Below are 16,578 nucleotides of genomic sequence, written 5' to 3'. Positions count from 1 at the left end.
GTTACCGGAAGCTAGTCGGCGTCGGCCTGCTGCTCGGCATTCTGCTGCTGTGTTGCCGCGACCCTCTCCAGCACTTCGCGGCAGGCTGCGGTTGCAGGATGGATGCGGCCAGCCGTCCTGGTGGACGTAAAGACGGTTCGCTTCGGAAGGCCCGGGAGGTCCAGGAGTTGGACAGTGCGGGTTCTGCCGGTCCAGACGAGGTCAGGCATGAGGGCCACGGCATTGCCGGATTCAATGAGGCGGATCTGAGCTTGTAGATCAGCCGTTTCGTAGCGAACATCAGGTTCGAAACCCGCCGAGCGGCACGCCTGCTCGGCCCAATGCCTGGAGGCGGCACCGCGGGGTTCCATGACCCAGGGCATCGAGGCGGTGTCGGCAAGGGAGGAAACTGTTTCCCCACCCAATCCCACCGGGGGAGTGGCCAGGCGGATGGCGTCGCTGGTGAGGATCACGCGGTCCAGGCCGCTGTGGTGCGGAGCTGCATGGCCGGGATACTGCTCGGCCACCACGAGGTCGAAGTCCCGGGCCCACGTTTCGTAGAGGGCAGTCTCGGGCTCGCGCTGGGTCATTTCCACCCGCACTTCGGGATACTCCTGCCGCATGATGCTGAGGAAGTCCGGAAGCAATGCCAAGGCGGCGGACTGGAACACGGCGAGCCGGACGGTGCCTGTGACCATGGACAGCGAAGCTGCGAGTTCGGTTTCCGCACGCTCCAAGGTCTCCAGCAGCGCCGCAGTGTGAGCCACGAGGATCTCCGCCTGCGGGGTCAGCTGCACTCGGCGCCCGGCTTTGCGCAGCAGTTCCACGCCCGCTTCCTTCTCCAGCAAGGTCAGCTGCTGGGACACCGATGAAGGGCTGTATTGCATTGCATCGGCCACCTCCGCGAGGGTTCCGCGGATCTTCAATTCGTGCAGCAAACGCAGCCTGCGGACGTCCAGCAAGGCGGCCTCCAAAGGTTCGGGATGGGTAATGAATATTCGTCAGAAAAGATCGCTTTTCCTAACGTGATTGTAGATCCATACTGATGGAAACAAACAAACTTCTCCGCCTCAGAAGGAGCCCCCATGACCAGCACCCTCCCGGATGCCACCGCCCCGCGCACCCAGGATTCCGGACAGTTCGATGCTTTGGCTCAGGAAGCCATCGCCTTGGTCCGCCACTGGCTTACCGAAGCCAGCAAGATCCCCGTCGATGTGTCAGCGCAGCGCCTCGCGGGCGTCCTGAAGGACCCGAACGGCCTTGACTTCACTGTGGGATTCGTCGACGGCGTCATCCGCCCGGAGGACCTGTCGGTCGCCGGCCGCAAGCTCGCAGAGCTGGCCCCGAAGGTGCCCAAGTTCCTCCCGTGGTACATGCGCAGCGCTGTCCGAGTGGGTGGGGTCATGGCTCCGATCGTCCCGCAGGTAGTCATTCCGATCGCCCGCCGCGTGCTCCGCGAAATGGTGGGCCACCTGATTGTGGACGCCACTGACGCCAAGCTCGGCCCGGCCATTGCCAAGATCCGCCAGGACGGCGTTCACCTGAATGTGAACCTGCTCGGCGAAGCAGTCTTGGGCGAACACGAAGCGCAGCGCCGCCTCGATGGAACGCTGAAGCTCCTTGCCCGCGATGACGTGGACTACGTTTCCATCAAGGAATCCTCCACAGTGGCACCGCACTCCCCGTGGGCCTTCGACGAAGCCGTTGACCACGTGGTGGAGAAGCTCACCCCGCTGTACCGTCTCGCCGCGTCCTTCCCCAAGCCCAAGTTCATCAACCTGGACATGGAGGAATACAAGGACCTCAGCATGACCATCGCGGTGTTCAAGCGCATCCTGGACATGCCCGAGTTCAAGAACCTGGAAGCCGGCATCGTCCTCCAGGCCTACCTCCCGGATGCCCTCGGCGCCATGCAGGAACTGCAGGAGTGGGCCACCGCCCGCCGCGCCCAGGGTGGCGCTCCCATCAAGGTCCGCGTAGTCAAGGGAGCCAACCTCCCCATGGAGCAGGTTGAAGCTTCCCTGCACGACTGGCCGCTGGCTACCTGGGGCACCAAGCAGGACTCCGACACCAGCTACAAGAACGTCATCAACTACGCCCTCACCCCGGAACACATTGACGCCGTCCGCATCGGCGTCGCAGGACACAACCTATTCGACGTCGCCTTCGCCTGGCTGCTTGCCAAGGAACGTGGCGTGACACAGGGCATCGAGTTCGAGATGCTCCTGGGCATGGCAACCGGCCAGGCCACCGCAGTCCGCAAGGACGTGGGCAGCCTCCTGCTCTACACACCGGTGGTCCATCCGGGCGAGTTCGACGTCGCCATCGCCTACCTGATCCGCCGCCTCGAAGAGGGGGCCAGCCAGGAAAACTTCATGAGCGCAGTCTTCGAACTGAGCGAGAATGAAGCCCTGTTCAAGCGCGAGCAAGAGCGCTTCCTGAATTCCCTGGCCCGCATGACGGACGAGGTTCCCGGCCCCAACCGCCAGCAGGACCGCCGCCTCCCCGCAGAGCCGGCACCGCTGGAGGGCTTCAGCAACACCCCGGACACGGACCCGGCACTCCCGGCCAACCGCGCCTGGGGCCGCGACATCCTCAAGCGCATCCCGGGTTCCACCGCCGGCAATAAGATCGTGGAGTCCACCAAGGTCTCGGACGCCGCCGAACTGGACCGCATCATCGCCACGGCCGTGGACCACGGCAAGGCCTGGGGTGCCCGCCCGGCAGCCGAGCGCGCAGCCATCCTGCACCGCGCCGGCGACATCCTCGAGGCGCGCCGTGCGGAACTTCTTGAGGTTATGGCTTCCGAAACCGGCAAGACCATCGACCAGGGCGATCCCGAGGTCAGCGAAGCAATCGACTTCGCGCACTACTACGCCGAGCGCGCCAAGGACCTGGAAACGGTCGACGGCGCCACGTTCGTCCCAGCCAACCTCACCGTGGTGACCCCGCCGTGGAACTTCCCGGTGGCGATTCCCGCAGGCTCGACGCTCGCAGCGCTCGCCTCAGGGTCCGCCGTCGTGATCAAGCCGGCAAAGCAGGCCCGCCGCTCCGGTTCCGTCATGGTGGATGCACTCTGGGAAGCCGGCGTGCCGCGTGAAGTCCTGGCGCTCGTTCAGCTCGAAGAGCGCGAACTCGGCACCCAGCTGGTCTCGCACCCGAGCGTTGACCGCGTCATCCTCACCGGTGGCTACGAAACCGCTGAGCTGTTCCGTTCCTTCCGCCAGGACCTGCCGCTGCTGGCAGAGACGTCCGGAAAGAACGCCATCATCGTCACCCCGAGTGCCGACCTGGACCTCGCCGCGAAGGATGTTGTGTACTCGGCATTCGGCCACGCGGGCCAGAAGTGCTCGGCCGCCTCACTGGTGATCCTGGTGGGCTCCGTGGCCAAGAGCGCCCGCTTCCACAACCAGCTCATTGATGCCGCCCGCTCCCTGACCGTCGGTTACCCGGAGAATGCCACCACGCAGATGGGGCCCATCATCGAACCGGCCAACGGCAAGCTCCTGAATGCCCTCACCACCCTGGGCGACGGAGAAACCTGGGCCATCAAGCCCGAGTGCCTCGACGAGACGGGACGTTTGTGGTCCCCGGGCATCCGTTCCGGCGTCAAGCGTGGCTCCTACTTCCACCTGACCGAGTTCTTCGGCCCGGTCCTTGGCGTGATGACTGCTGAGACCCTCGAGGAAGCCATCGCCATCCAGAACGAGATCGAGTACGGCCTCACCGCCGGCCTGCACTCCCTGGACTCCGCTGAAATGGGCGTCTGGTTGGACACCATCCAGGCCGGAAACCTGTACGTCAACCGCGGCATCACCGGTGCGATCGTCCAGCGCCAGCCGTTCGGTGGATGGAAGAAGTCGGCAGTCGGCGCCGGAACCAAGGCCGGTGGACCGAATTACCTGATCGGCCTGGGTAGCTGGCTCCCCGCCGAGGCCAAGGCCAAGCGCGGCACGATGCTTCAGGGTGCTGCCGCGCAGATTCTCGCTGCTGCAAAGTCGGTGGACGTGTCCGCTGAGGAACTCCAGACCCTCCAGCAGTCGCTCTTCAGCGATGCCGAAGCATGGGAATCCGAGTTCGGCACCCGCAAGGACGTCTCCGCCCTGTCCGCAGAGCGCAACGTCTTCCGCTACCGCTCCCTCCCTGTCACCATCCGCCTCTCCGAAGGCGAGCGGCTCGCTGAGCTGCTCCGCGTGGTGGCAGCCGGCGCGGTGGCGGGTTCGGCGCTCAAGGTGAGCTCCGCCGTCGTGCTTCCCCACGCAGTGGTGACCGTGTTCGCGAACCTGGGCGTCAGCGTCCGTATCGAGGACGACGCCGCATGGCTGGCTCGTGCGGCTAACTTCGACGCCGGCCGGATCCGCCTGATCGGTGGCGACTTCGCCGCGCTGAGCGCAGCAATGGGTGGCCGTCCGGACGTCGCGGTTTACCACGGTGCTGTGACCCAGGCTGGCCGGATTGAGATGCTGCCGTTCCTCCGCGAGCAGGCTGTGTCCATTACCGCCCACCGCTTCGGCACCCCGAACCACCTGTCGGATCACCTGATCTAGGGCTTGGCCACGGAAGGCCGGGTAGGACGGATTCGCTCCGACCTGCCCGGCCTTCGTTGTTGTCGATTGACCAGACCCATCAGGCTTCTGCGTAGCCGAGCCTCTGCAACCTCCGCCGGGCAGCCTGCTCGCTGGGCCCGTGGGAGCCCAACGCAAACCGGACCATGCCCAGCACGGCCCGGGCAGCGGTGATGACGGGCAACGGAACCGGACCCATCCCGGCACGGCGAATACCCAGAAGCTCGCGGTATTGGGGTTCAAGGCTTGCGACTGCGGCCGCGAACAGGATGGTGTACCCGGGCTCGAGGAGCGGGCTCAGGGGTGGATAGCGAATGAAGGACACCGTCTCGGCGAGTCGCTCATCAGACCGGAGTACCCCTGAGGCGTACCACTGTTCAAGTTCTTCGCGAACCTGGGCCTCGGTCAGTGGCGGGTCCTCCACTCCCATGAGCCGCCCTGCCGCTGCCCATTCACGAACGTAGGCGTCGGGTCCACCTGGGATGGGCCGCCCCCAGATGCGGTTGGCGGTGATGAAGGAGTCAGCGTAGGTGATGTGGACCCAGCGGAGGAGTTCGGGATCGTTGGCAGCGTACTCGCGCAGGACACCGTTGCCGTCCACATACGTTCCCCGCACGCGCTCGTGGATTTTGCGCACGCGCGCAGTGGCAGTTTCGGCGGCCTCCGTGGAACCGTAGGTCACGGTGAAAATCCATCGGACCGTGTTAGCCAACCGTCCCAGAGGGTCTTTTTGGAAGCCTGAGTGCTCGTAAACTCCGGCCAAAGCGCCGGGATGCAGGGCCTGCATCAGCAGCACCCTGATCCCGGCAACGATGGTAGCCACATGGCCGTGCACAGCCCAGACTGCCGACCCCGGAAGGTGATATCCGGCGTCGTTCCCTTCCGCGAGGCGCGGCACCCACTCTGGAGGCGTGCCCGACGTTCCCGTGAAGGTGCGCTGCAGCTCGTGCCTGTACTCCGTGAGGTAGTTCCTCATGCATCCCATGAGACCTCGCAATTGCGCCTGTGTACAGGGGAAGGACGCGGAGGTTAGGAGCGGACGCGGCGCCGCGACGGTGCTGCCGCAACCAGCAAGGCGGCAATGGCGACGGCGGCACTCAGGATGAGGCCCGGACGGTACTGTTCCAGCATGGCTTGGGCGCTGACGGTTCCGGCGGCCTGGCCGTGACCGCTGACCAGTGCCGTGGTGACAGCCAAAACCAGGGCGGCCCCGACCTGGGTGCTGGTCTGGATCAGACCCGCGGCCAGCCCCTGCTCGGAATCCTTGATCCCGGCGGTCGCCTGGACGTTGATGGACGGGAAAGCCAGCGCGAAGCCGATGCCCAGCAGGACCACGGACGGCAGGATATCCAGCACGTAGTTCGGCGTGGTGCCCACCCGGAGGAACAGGACGTAGCCCAGTCCCAGTGCAGTGAGTCCGGTGAGAATCAGCTGCGTGGCCCCGAACTTCTCAATCAGCCGATCCGCAAACGGCGCACTCGTGGCCACCAACAGACCTGCCGGCAGCAGGGCCAGCGCCATTCCCAGCGGCGTCCAGCCCAAAACGGACTGCAGGTACATGGTGACGATGAACTGGAAGCTGAGGTAGGAGCCGAACAAACCCACCGCGCTGAGATTGGCCCTGGCCACCCAGCCTTCCTTGAGGATGCTGAAGCGGATCAGCGGATGCTTGACTTTGTTCTCGATCACCGCGAAGGCTGCCAGCACGGCGATGGACACTGCGAACCCGGCGATTGTTGCCACAGATCCCCAGCCCTGCTCAGGTGCTGAAACCAAGGTGTACACGAGGCCGAGCATGCCCAGCGCGAGGGTTACGGCGCCCCAAATATCGTGCCCGCTGTTCTCCGCCGACGGCTTGTCCTTCGGGATGAACTTCATGCCCAGGAAGACAACCACCACAGCGATGGGCACCGAGACCAGGAATGTCCAACGCCAGCTGAGGCTGGTCATCAGGCCGCCCACCACCAGGCCCAGCGAGAAGCCGCTGGCACCGAACGTGGTGAAGATGGACAAGGCCTTGTTGCGCTCGCGGCCTTCGGCGAAGTTGGTGGTGATGATGGAGAATCCCGTGGGTGCCGTGAAGGCAGCGGCGAGTCCCTTGATGAACCGTGTTGCGATCAGGATGGCGGGATCGTCCACCAGCCCGCCAAGGAGCGACGCCGCGGCAAATACGGTCAGCGCAATGAGGAAGATCCGACGGCGGCCCAACAGATCGGCGAGACGGCCGCCGAGGAGCAGGAGGCTTCCGTAGCCCAGGACGTAGGCGGAAACGATCCACTGCAGGGAGTCGGTTCCCAGGTTGAGTTCCTGTCCGATGGACGGCAAGGCAACGCCGACCATGGAGACGTCCAGCCCGTCCAAAGCCAGGACGGTGCACACAACCATGAGCAGCAGCCACTGGGCACGCGTCCAGTGAACGGCTGAAACCAAAGGCGGCTCAGTTGAGGTTTTGAGGGTGGTGGGTGATGTCATGGAGTTGAATCTACATGACACGTCATTCAATGACAAGGAATATGATGTGGAATATTATGACGTGGATTCTAACGCCGTAATGAACTAGAATCAGAGCATGGCAACGACGCGTGACCGTCAACTGGTTGAGCAGTGGCGCAGCATCCAAAACTCCTACTTCCGCACCGCAGGAGCGATTGACCGCGCCCTCGAAGCGAAGTTCGACATTGGCCTCAACGAGTTTGAAATCCTGGATCTCGTGGCCGAAAGTGAAGAGTCTGCGTGCCGGATGAAGGCCTTGGGAGAGCGGACCCCCATGACCCAGAGTGCTGTCTCAAAGGTGGTGGACCGGCTGGAAAAAGCCGGCCTGGTGTCCCGCGAAACCTGCGCCGACGATCGCCGTTCCCTCTTCCTGGAACTGACTGAGGCGGGCCGGGCGCTCCACGCCAATGCCGCCGTCGAACACCGTGCCCTGCTGAAGGAAAACCTGGGCTCTTAGGCCCCGAAAACAAAGCTCAAGATTCTTGAGCCAAAACTGAGCCAACCTTTCGATAGATGGCACCCGGGAAGCCTTTATTTCTCCCTTGATTCCCGCAACAATGGTGCTTGCACGCCAGGCTGGGGTTTGGTGCCGCTGGCTTTGGGGAGTGTGTTGTGGGCAAGCATCATGAATCAGACCGGGCAGTAGATTTGATCCGCGCCGTTGGCTTCCATCGCGTTCTCATCGCGGGAAGTCTCGCCGTCCTGGCTTTCTTCGCCTTTGGCTTCCAACCCTTGAATTCGGTCTCCAGCAGCTCCGTTGGCGGAGCACTGGCGCAGGGGGTGGTGGAACCAACGGCTCTAGGCACCTTGGTACCGCCGGACGCCGAGACCTTGGTGATCGACTCCATGCCGGAGCCCCCCGAGCAAATCCCAGGCACGCCCATGGTCTACTTCGACCGCGCTCTGGTCAGAACCGTCAGCAAGGACGGTTCCACAGGACTTACCGTTGCCTCAGCCGGCCTGTCCCGGCCACCTGCCGGCAGTCTCTACTCACCGCTTGAGGTCCTCAATAAGAGCTCGTCCTACGGCTACCGCTACAGCCCCTTGACGGGCTTGGCAGGAGAGTTCCACTGGGGCCAGGACTATGCAGCCGCCTGCGGTACGCGGGTCTACGCCGCGGACGCCGGCGTGGTGCGGGCTGTGGGATGGCATGTGTGGGGCGGTGGCAACCGGGTTGAAATCGAGCATGGCAACGGCTTGGTCACCACGTACAACCACCTCCAGGCAATCGGCGTCACGCAAGGCCAATCGGTGCGGGTGGGCGAGGTCATCGCAGAGGTTGGGACCACGGGCTGGTCCACAGGATGCCACCTTCACTTCGAGACGATCGTCAATGGTCTCCATACAGATCCAGCGAACTGGACACTGCTGTCCATCCGGCAGACTGATCCGCTGCAGACCATCGCCATGGTGAACTACCAGCCAGGTGTTGGCAACGGCGCCTCGGGAACCCCGCAATGGGCCGTTCCTGTATCGGATGGAACCAACCGGGCTGTCATCGGTGGAGAGCACGAACACGACGAACCGCTCCCTGTTCTACCGCCTGCCCCCTCCGGCACCACTCCACCGACCACCACGACGCCGAGCAACCCTGGCGGAACTCAGACCACCCCGCCGGCCACCTCGACGCCGGTTCAAACCACGACGCCGACACCTTCCGTGACGGCTACGCCGACGCCAACCCCGACAACCACTGCTACACCGACGCCGACGACCACTGCAACGCCGACGCCGACGACCACTGCAACGCCGACGCCGACAACCACTGCTACACCGACGCCGACTGGCACCTCCACACCATCGCCGTCGACCAGCGCGCCGGAAACCAGTACCGTCCCGCCAACACTGACGACCCCGGTGGCACCGACCCTTCAATCGGCCATCGCCCCGCCGCCGGCAGTTGTTGAACCGGCTCCGGTCGCTCCCGCAGTTGTGGAACCGGCTCCGGTTGCTCCCGCTCCCGCGCCGGCAGTGGTTGAACCCGCGCCAGTTGTGCCGGCACCAGCGCCGGTGATAGTGGAACCAGCACCCGTTGCACCGGCACCCGTAGTTACCCAGGCCGTTCCGCCGGCTCCTGCACCCGTGGCACCTGCACCCGCGCCCGTCGCTGTCCTTCCAACGGCGCTCCCGGTAGTCGTGCTTCCGCCCGGATACATCCTGATCGCACCGGACCTGGTCCAGCGGCCGGATGGTGTGATCGTGCCGTTGTCCACGCTGATCCTCCCGGCACCCTAAGCCGGATACACGCTAACGGCATGTGAAACGCCGGATATCCCTGCATTTCGCGGCCCCAAGCCAGCTCCCGTAAGCTCGATGGCGGCAAACCCGCCAGACGACGTCGTCAGGAAGCGAATCCCATGTCCAGCCTTTACAGCATTCCCCTCACCTTCAACGATGGCACCGAAGCAGACTTCGGCCAGTTCGAGGGCAAAGCGGTCCTGGTGGTGAACGTCGCTTCCGAATGCGGTTACACGCGCCAATATGCTGGCTTGGAAGAGCTCTACGGCAAGTATCGCGCGCAGGGCTTGGAAATCCTCGGAGTGCCCTGCAACCAGTTTGGTGGGCAGGAGCCAGGCGCTGACCAGGAGATTGCCGAGTTCTGTGAACGTAACTTTGGAGTGTCCTTCCCCCTGACCAGCAAAGCCAACGTCCTTGGCAAGCAGCAGCATCCCCTGTTCACGGAGCTGGCCCGGGACGAGGACGGGCAGCCGGCCAAGGTGAAATGGAACTTCGAGAAGTTCGTCATAAATCGCGGGGGAGAACTCGTGGCAAGGTTCCCATCCGCAGTGGAGCCTGACTCCGAAGACCTTGTGAAAGCAGTGGAAGAAGCACTGGCATAAGGCCACCAGTCTTGGAAGGAGAAAAGTAATTTTCCAACATTCCGCCGGAAGTTAGCCAGTTGTTGGCTTGTTGTCTGGTTGGATTGGAGCTACTGGATTGACACGGGAGGCGCCGTCTCCCACCAAACGCTAAGGCGAAGCTATGGAGCTCATCGAGGCCGAATACCCCAAACCAGGTCATGTGCTTTTGCACCTGAGCGATCTTCATCTGGTGGGTGGTCCGGGCACGCTCCACGGCTCGGTGGACAGTGCAGCCAGGCTCCAGGAGATCTGCGAGCAAATCATCGCCTCCAGGATCAGGCCCGAGGCCATCATCTTCACCGGAGATCTCGCCGACAAAGGCGAGTTGGAAGCCTACAAGCAACTCCGCGAGATGATTGAACCCCTCTGCGCGTCGCTGGGAGCCAAAGCCATCTGGGCCATGGGCAACCATGACAACCGGGCAAACTTCCGTTCAGCTTTCGCCGATGCCTCTGCGGCCAGCAAGCCACAGGACCCCGTGGACCGCAGCTACTTTGTCAACGGACTCCGCATCATCACCCTGGATACCACAGTCCCTGGCCACCACTACGGCGAACTGTCAGAATCCCAGCTGGAGTGGCTGGCCTCTGAACTGGCCACGCCAGCCCCGGACGGCACCATCCTTGCCCTGCATCACCCGCCCGTCCCGTGCGTGCAGGACCTCGCCGTGTTGGTGGAGCTGCGCGGCCAAGCCGCACTGGCCGCCGTCGTCCGTAACACGGACGTCCGCACCATCCTGGGCGGCCACCTGCACTACTCGACGACGGCGAGCTTCGCCGGCATCCCGGTGTCGGTCGCCTCAGCCACCTGTTACACGCAGGACCTGGCGGTGCGCGCCGGCGGACAGCGCGGACGAGACGGGGCGCAGTCGTACAACATGATCCACGTCTACGAGCACACGATCGTGCACTCCGTGGTTCCGATGTCCGGTGGTGTCACTGTTGGCGAGACCTTGGATGCAGCCGAGGTTCAGCGGCGCCTGGCGGCGGCCGGCATCCGCATTCCGCACGAGTCCCGGGTGGGGGCCCACACTTCGCCGGGCACGCACACCTCGTCGCTCCCGCTTGTATCTCCCGGTGGCGCTGCTTCTCCCGGCGGCCTTATTTCTCCCAGGGTGCCTTGACGGGGAAGTACTTCTCCAGGAAGTCGGTTACCAGGTCGGCTCGTTCATTTGCCTCGACTTCGGGGAAGCTGCCGTCGTTCAGGCAGAAGAAGTCCATGTGGCGCTTGGCCAGGAGCTTGGGCAGGTAGTGCAGTCCGGCCCACATAGTGGAGTCCACATACCTCACTTTGGCGCTGGTCTGCGTGACTGCGCGGCCGGTGAGCAGGGCGTAGTAGTGGTAGAACGAGTTGGTCACCGAGATGTTGTCCGCGGCCCGGAACCGACTACCGGCGGTCTTCGCGAACTCGGCCGGGAATTCCTTCTCCATCCGGGCCACCACGCTGCGGCGCAGCGGCGCCGCCGTGTGCTCAAGGTGCCGGGTGGTGATCCGGCCGAAGCGCTCCCACAGCAGCTTGCGGTTCACCCGGGCTGCGTTCTCGAAGCCGCTGCGTTCGGCATCATTCTCGCCCAAGCCAATGCGGGTGTCAGCTTCGATGAACTTGGTAATGCCACCGGGCGTGAAGAACATGTCAGGGCCCACGGGACGGCCAAAGAACATGTCGTCATTGGAGTACAGGAAGTGCTCCGAGAGGTCCTTGATGTGGTGCAGCTGGCACTCCACGGCCTGCGAATTATGGGTGGGCAGCACGGAGGGGTCGGCGAAGAACTCCTCGCTGCGCACAATGGTTACCGACGGGTGGTCGGCCAGCCATTCCGGTGCGGGGGAGTCGGTGGCAATGAAGATCCGCCGGATCCAGGGCGCGAACATGTGCACCGAGCGCAGCGCGTACTTCAGCTCGTTGATCTGCCGGAAGCGTGCCTCATGGTCGTCGCCCTCGCCGAGGACGGCCTCGGCCTGCTGAGCGCGCCTCCTGGCGATGTATTCGGGGTCGCTGCCATCCACCCACGAGAAGACGATGTCGATATCGAAGTCGATGTCGCTGGCATGGTCAGCGAACATGTTCTCGATGGTGGGCCAGGACAGGCCATGCCGCTGAACTGTGCCGCGCACCGCGTCCTGACGAAGCATGGTGCGACGGGTAAGGGAATTCTCCACGGGGAGTTCCAAATGATCGCCCTCGAACCGCCACAGCTCAAGCTGCACGCCCAAGGCCGGGCCATACCAAAGTCCGCCGCCGAGCTCGACGCGCGGCCGGTACAAACGGAAGATGCGGGCTTTTCGGTTTGCCGTGAGATCGCCGTCCGCCACCAACATGGAGGTCTTCTTCTTGGCGTCCACGGTCATGGAATAGAAGGGCTCATTCCGGAACGCCGTGACCAGTGCCTCGCGAACCTCCTTGCGTGACTCCCAATCAACGGCAATAACGGGCCGCTCATCATTACCGCGCACCAGGATGAAATCGATACCCGCAGCGTCCAAAGCGGCCCTGACAGCCAGAAGATCGGACACCATGGCCTGTTGCGGAGTCAGGTCGCCGTTGACCAGGGCATACCGCCCACGGTGACGGACGACGTCGGACCTATGCCTAAGATGCGCGACGACGGCAGGCGAGATCGCCTCAGCAATCGTGTCCTCTTCGATGGACGGGCTGCCGTGGTAAATCGGATCGACCTGTGCTTGTGTGATGGCTGTATCTCCGGGATCGTTTTGGTGCGGGTTGCGATGGAACTTAGATCGAAAGGGCTTCGCGCCAGCTGCGAAGGAAAGCGCCGCCGGCGTCGTCGTGGATCACGTCATCCGCCAGTTCAAGGTCGCTTGCCGTCAAGATGGTGTAGGGCTTCACCGGTACGCCGTCTGCGGGCCGGACGTCCACGTGCTTCACATCGTGATCGTTGTGGTGAAGCCAGTCTGCCATGGCGTAGTCCGTGCGGGAATCACCCACAGTCCGCCAGGAGAGCGGAGTAATGCCCTGGGCCGCCAGGAGTTCAACCGCGCGGCTGGCTCCCAGGTCCTTGCCCAACCGGACCGATTCGATGTCCGTGGAGATGATGGTGGGGTCCAGGCGGTAGTCCGCGGTGTCATCGGACTCAGGTGCGTGGTGGTCCAGGATGGCCGCGTTGAGGCCGTGGCGCCCCATGATGTCCAGGGCATCGGCGTCGAAGAGTTTCTGCTCGGCCAGGTAATCCTCGCTGGCCACGTCCAGGTGCTGTTCCACCGACACCATGGCGCGCTTGGTCTCATCGAAGAACATGTGTGCTGAATAATCCTCTGCCACGAGCCTGCGGATATCGTCGCCGTAGGCTTTGGGAACTGCGAGTTCGTGGTCCACGTGGATGGGGCCGGGGCCTTCGGCTGTGTAGCTGAACCACACGGCGCCCTTCTCGCAAATAGCGTGAATGACAGTGTCCGCCGGCATACCGGCGGCAATCATGGGTTCCATGACTTGCTCGCTAATGAACGCGTCAGAGCGGCCCGTGTTGAAGATGACGGGGATCCCGGCCGAAGCCAGGGCCACCATGTCCGCGATGATGTCCGGCTTGACGTCGCGCGTTACAGGGCTGGCGATAGGGCCATCGACATCCAGCAGCAGCGCCAAAGCGGGCGTAGCGCGGGCAGCGGTCCGGTCAGTACCTTGCAGCGGTTGAGTCATGACCCCATTCTGTCAGTCCCGACGGTTCCCATCACAGCTATGACGCGCGACGACGGATAGTCACCTTTTGGCTACAACGTGCCTGTGCTGCGGGTCACAAGTTCCGTTAGCGCGGCTTCTTCCATAGGCTTGCAGGGTGATCTTCAAAGCTGTGGGCGAGGGACGCCCGTACCCTGACCATGGATACTCTGCGCCGCGGGACTGGGCTGCCCTGCCTCCGCGTCCTATCCGCCTCGATGAACTCGTTACTACCAAACGGACCCTGGACTTGGAGGCACTGTTGGCTGAGGACTCAACGTTCTTCGGTGATTTGTTCCCGCACGTCGTCCAATATCAAGGCGTCATGTACCTCGAGGACGGGCTTCACAGGGCCGTTCGCACAGCGCTCCACCAGAGGACGGCCATCCACGCACGTGTATTGGTGATCGATGGCTAGCAAGCGCAGGCGTCCCAAAGATGTGACGCAGCTCCACGGCCACCATGTAGTGACGGGCCCGGAGCTTCGGGCAACCTTTGCCGAGGACGCCCAGGCGCACAAAGGCCGCTTCCGGCGGCGGCTGTTCCATGGAATAGTCCTGGTGCTGCTGGTTGGCGTCATAGCGGCCGGAGCCGTGGGTGCCTGGGCGATCATGAACGGCGTGGTCAAGGTTCCAAGCTCAATCGCCAGCAAAGCGCCCACCAGCCTATGCCCCATCACTACGTACGACTACGTCCCGAACGAGACCGTGACTCTCAACGTTTTTAATGCCACGTCCCGCGCCGGGCTGGCCACTACAGTTGCTGATCAGTTCACTGCGCGTGGCTACAAGGTGGCCTCGGTGGACAACAGCGATACCGCTTACTCAGGCATTGGTGTGGTGGTCTCCGGGGTCAAGGGCCAGGCCGCAGCTTTCAACATCCAGCGGAATCTCGCCGGAACGGATTACTTCGAAGACAATCGCGAGGACGAGTCCGTGGATGTCATCCTGACGCCTGGTTTCGAAGGCCTGGTGGAACCCCAACTGGTGGACCAGACCCCTGGCACGCTGCAGTGCCCGCGTGAGGACCTGCGAATAGCGGACAACTCCAAGTGGCCCATCATTCCCACGCTGCCCGCGGATCAGTAGCTAGCTGGGGATCAGTAGCTAGCTGGCGAGGGCATCGCGGGCTGGCGATTCCAGGCGCACCGGCTTGGCGGCGTCGTCGAAGCGGGCTCCCGCACCCAATTGGATGAACCGCACCGTTTGGGCGGTGTGAACTTCGAGGGCCATGTGAACCTCGGGGGCGGCGTGAACTTCGGGGGCGGCGTGAAGTTCGGAGGCGCTGGGAAGCTCGACGTCGGAGGCTGGCGGCGGCGGAGTCTCGCCGTCGGGCGTTCGGTTGCGTCGTGCGGCGCTGGCGGAAAGCGTTCCGTGGATGAGCCGCGCCAACTGGGCGACGTCGGTATCCGGAAGGTAGCCCTGCTCCACACCGTCCTGGAGGATGTCCTGAAGCAGGACGTTCAGGTCGCCCACATGGTCGGCGAGCTTCGCGAAGGAACCGGGGGAGAGGACGGCGGCCATGGCCGGTCCTGGCGGCAAGTGACGGCGGCTGAGATCCTCCACCTGGGCCCGGACATAGAGGGCAAGCCTGTCAACGGGGTTCTCCAGCGCAGCCAGCGAATCGCGGAGGTCCACGATGAAGCGCTCGGTCTCGTCCAAGGCGTACGCGATCAGCAGTTGCTCCATGTCCGCGTAATAGTTGTAGACCGCGGTGCGTCCCACGCCGGCGTGCCGGGCGACATCCGTCATGGTGAGTCCGGGGAGGCCATGGGTGAAGAGGAGCTCTCCGAAGGCGGTCAGAATCCGACGTTGGGTCTCGGCGCGTTGGGCAGCGTTCGTGGCGGCCGTGATCCTTGGCATATAGACACTTTACAGTGATCTGTCACTAAGAGGTGCGAGCCTGAGCGTCAGGTTCCTGCAGGAGCCCGGGCTGTGGTTTTGCGAAGGACCAAATGCGGCGTTCGGACCACGCTGCCCGGTGACTTTGCCCCTTCTATTCGGTCCACGGCACGGCCAACGGCGGCGGCGGCAAGGAGCGGAGCGTCCTGGCTGACGGAGGACAGTTGCACGAAGCTGAGCTTGGCGAAGTGGCTGTTGTCGTAGCCGAGTACCGATACCTCTGCGGGAATGCTGATTCCCACAGCCCTGAAGCTTTCCATGATTCCGAGGGCCGACCTGTCGTTGAAGGCGATGACAGCCGTGGGCAAATTAGCCTGAAGGATCTTCCCGGCTGCCATGCCGTCCTCCTCTCCGGGGCCGCCGGGAACAACCACGGGCTGCAGCCCGTGCCGGATCATTTCCGAGCGGTACGTCTCCCTGCGTCTGTCCGAAGAGACGGCGGCGCCGCCGTCGACGTGGACGATCCGGCTATGGCCGAGACTAACCAAGTGGTCAACGGCTATCGCGATGCCCGCGTAATCGTCACTGCTGACCGAATCCACGAGGTCACCCACATTGTCGCGAAGGAGGCTCACCACCGGTACCTGGCGGGCGTGCAGTGCGAGGTCATCCACGCTGAGGGTGGGAGCGATGATGATCAACGCCTCGGCGCCGACGTCCAACAAGGTCTCTATGGCGCGGGCCTCGGGCCTGCCGCTGGCCACTGCGCTCAGGGCTATTTCATAGCCCCTGGCTGAGGCTTCAGCGTACGCGGCATCCACAATTTCCGCGTGAAAGGGTTGTGAGCTGGAAAAGATGAGGCCCAGGAGCTTGGTCCTGCTGCTCCGCAGCAGCCTCGCCCGGGAGTCTGCCCGATATCCGAGTTGGCGGGCCGCCTCCAAGACTCTTTGCCGGGTCGATTCCGCGGCGCCGGGTGCACCCCTCATGACGATGGAAACCAAGGCGCGGGAGACACCGGCCGCCTCTGCTACGTCCATCAAGGTGGGGCGGCGCTGCAATTCCGACATGATTCCTCCTGAGTGCCAACAGTCTATAGAACGATCTAGACGTATTGCGAACGGCATGTCAGGATGGTGCGACTAGAACGATCTAGACGACTATTTCAGG

Annotated in this window: 14 protein-coding genes; 7 read left to right on the top strand and 7 right to left on the bottom strand. The window is 63.6% G+C overall.

From position 1 onward, the window contains the following. Positions 1–11 precede the first annotated feature (11 nt). Positions 12–941, bottom strand: a complete 930-nt coding sequence (locus tag M1D89_RS20260) for a LysR family transcriptional regulator (RefSeq protein WP_498646381.1) — start codon at positions 939–941, stop codon at positions 12–14. A 123-nt stretch (positions 942–1,064) separates the two neighbouring features. Here M1D89_RS20260 and M1D89_RS20255 point away from each other — a divergent pair, with 123 nt between their 5' ends. Then, positions 1,065–4,526: a bifunctional proline dehydrogenase/L-glutamate gamma-semialdehyde dehydrogenase gene (locus M1D89_RS20255; protein WP_498646379.1), complete on the top strand. Its 3,462-nt coding sequence runs from the start codon at positions 1,065–1,067 to the stop codon at positions 4,524–4,526. Between the two features lie 79 nt (positions 4,527–4,605). Here M1D89_RS20255 and M1D89_RS20250 read toward each other — a convergent pair whose 3' ends face one another. Both M1D89_RS20250 and M1D89_RS20245 read right to left on the bottom strand, forming a co-directional pair. Further along, on the bottom strand, positions 4,606–5,529 hold the full coding sequence (locus tag M1D89_RS20250; RefSeq protein ID WP_498646377.1) for an oxygenase MpaB family protein: 924 nt from the start codon (positions 5,527–5,529) through the stop codon (positions 4,606–4,608). A gap of 44 nt (positions 5,530–5,573) precedes the next feature. Next, a complete protein-coding gene (locus tag M1D89_RS20245; protein ID WP_498646375.1) occupies positions 5,574–7,016 on the bottom strand; it encodes an MFS transporter in 1,443 nt (480 codons plus the stop codon). A 97-nt stretch (positions 7,017–7,113) separates the two neighbouring features. Between M1D89_RS20245 and M1D89_RS20240 the strand changes: the two genes are divergently transcribed. From M1D89_RS20240 to M1D89_RS20225, 4 genes are all read left to right on the top strand, one after another. Beyond that, positions 7,114–7,494: a MarR family winged helix-turn-helix transcriptional regulator gene (locus M1D89_RS20240; RefSeq protein ID WP_091465207.1), complete on the top strand. Its 381-nt coding sequence runs from the start codon at positions 7,114–7,116 to the stop codon at positions 7,492–7,494. Between the two features lie 155 nt (positions 7,495–7,649). After that, entirely contained in the window at positions 7,650–9,272 is a 1,623-nt protein-coding gene (locus M1D89_RS20235) for a M23 family metallopeptidase (protein ID WP_498646373.1), read from the top strand. A 122-nt stretch (positions 9,273–9,394) separates the two neighbouring features. Continuing rightward, on the top strand, positions 9,395–9,877 hold the full coding sequence (locus tag M1D89_RS20230; RefSeq protein ID WP_498646371.1) for a glutathione peroxidase: 483 nt from the start codon (positions 9,395–9,397) through the stop codon (positions 9,875–9,877). Between the two features lie 142 nt (positions 9,878–10,019). After that, positions 10,020–11,021 (top strand): phosphodiesterase, encoded by a 1,002-nt coding sequence (locus tag M1D89_RS20225; protein ID WP_498646369.1) that lies wholly within the window; start codon positions 10,020–10,022, stop codon positions 11,019–11,021. Here M1D89_RS20225 and M1D89_RS20220 read toward each other — a convergent pair. Together M1D89_RS20220 and M1D89_RS20215 are read right to left on the bottom strand one after the other, a co-directional pair. Beyond that, positions 10,999–12,588 carry a stealth family protein gene (locus tag M1D89_RS20220; RefSeq protein ID WP_498651006.1) on the bottom strand — a complete coding sequence of 530 codons (1,590 nt, stop codon included), beginning with the start codon at positions 12,586–12,588 and terminating at the stop codon, positions 10,999–11,001. The genes M1D89_RS20225 and M1D89_RS20220 overlap by 23 nt on opposite strands. A 43-nt stretch (positions 12,589–12,631) precedes the next feature. Next, the gene (locus M1D89_RS20215) at positions 12,632–13,552 is read right to left on the bottom strand and encodes a Cof-type HAD-IIB family hydrolase (RefSeq protein ID WP_498646367.1); all 921 of its coding nucleotides are present in this window, start codon (positions 13,550–13,552) and stop codon (positions 12,632–12,634) included. Positions 13,553–13,688: 136 nt separating this feature from the next. Here M1D89_RS20215 and M1D89_RS20210 point away from each other — a divergent pair, with 136 nt between their 5' ends. Both M1D89_RS20210 and M1D89_RS20205 read left to right on the top strand, forming a co-directional pair. Next, positions 13,689–13,988, top strand: coding sequence for a type II toxin-antitoxin system VapB family antitoxin (locus tag M1D89_RS20210; protein ID WP_011773432.1), 300 nt, complete (start codon positions 13,689–13,691; stop codon positions 13,986–13,988). Then, complete coding sequence (locus tag M1D89_RS20205) at positions 13,981–14,658, top strand: LytR C-terminal domain-containing protein (RefSeq protein WP_498646365.1); 678 nt, start codon at positions 13,981–13,983, stop codon at positions 14,656–14,658. Before M1D89_RS20210 ends, M1D89_RS20205 begins: the two co-directional genes overlap by 8 nt. 18 nt (positions 14,659–14,676) lie before the next feature. On the opposite strand, the gene M1D89_RS20200 is transcribed toward M1D89_RS20205, so the two are convergent. After that, positions 14,677–15,432: a TetR/AcrR family transcriptional regulator gene (locus M1D89_RS20200; RefSeq protein ID WP_498646363.1), complete on the bottom strand. Its 756-nt coding sequence runs from the start codon at positions 15,430–15,432 to the stop codon at positions 14,677–14,679. Between the two features lie 47 nt (positions 15,433–15,479). Further along, entirely contained in the window at positions 15,480–16,478 is a 999-nt protein-coding gene (locus M1D89_RS20195) for a LacI family DNA-binding transcriptional regulator (protein WP_498646361.1), read from the bottom strand. Positions 16,479–16,578 lie beyond the last annotated feature (100 nt).

The organism is Arthrobacter sp. D3-18, assembly GCF_054408525.1.
The sequence above is the reverse complement of the archived record's forward strand: the minus strand, read 5'-3'. Positions and strand labels throughout refer to the sequence as shown.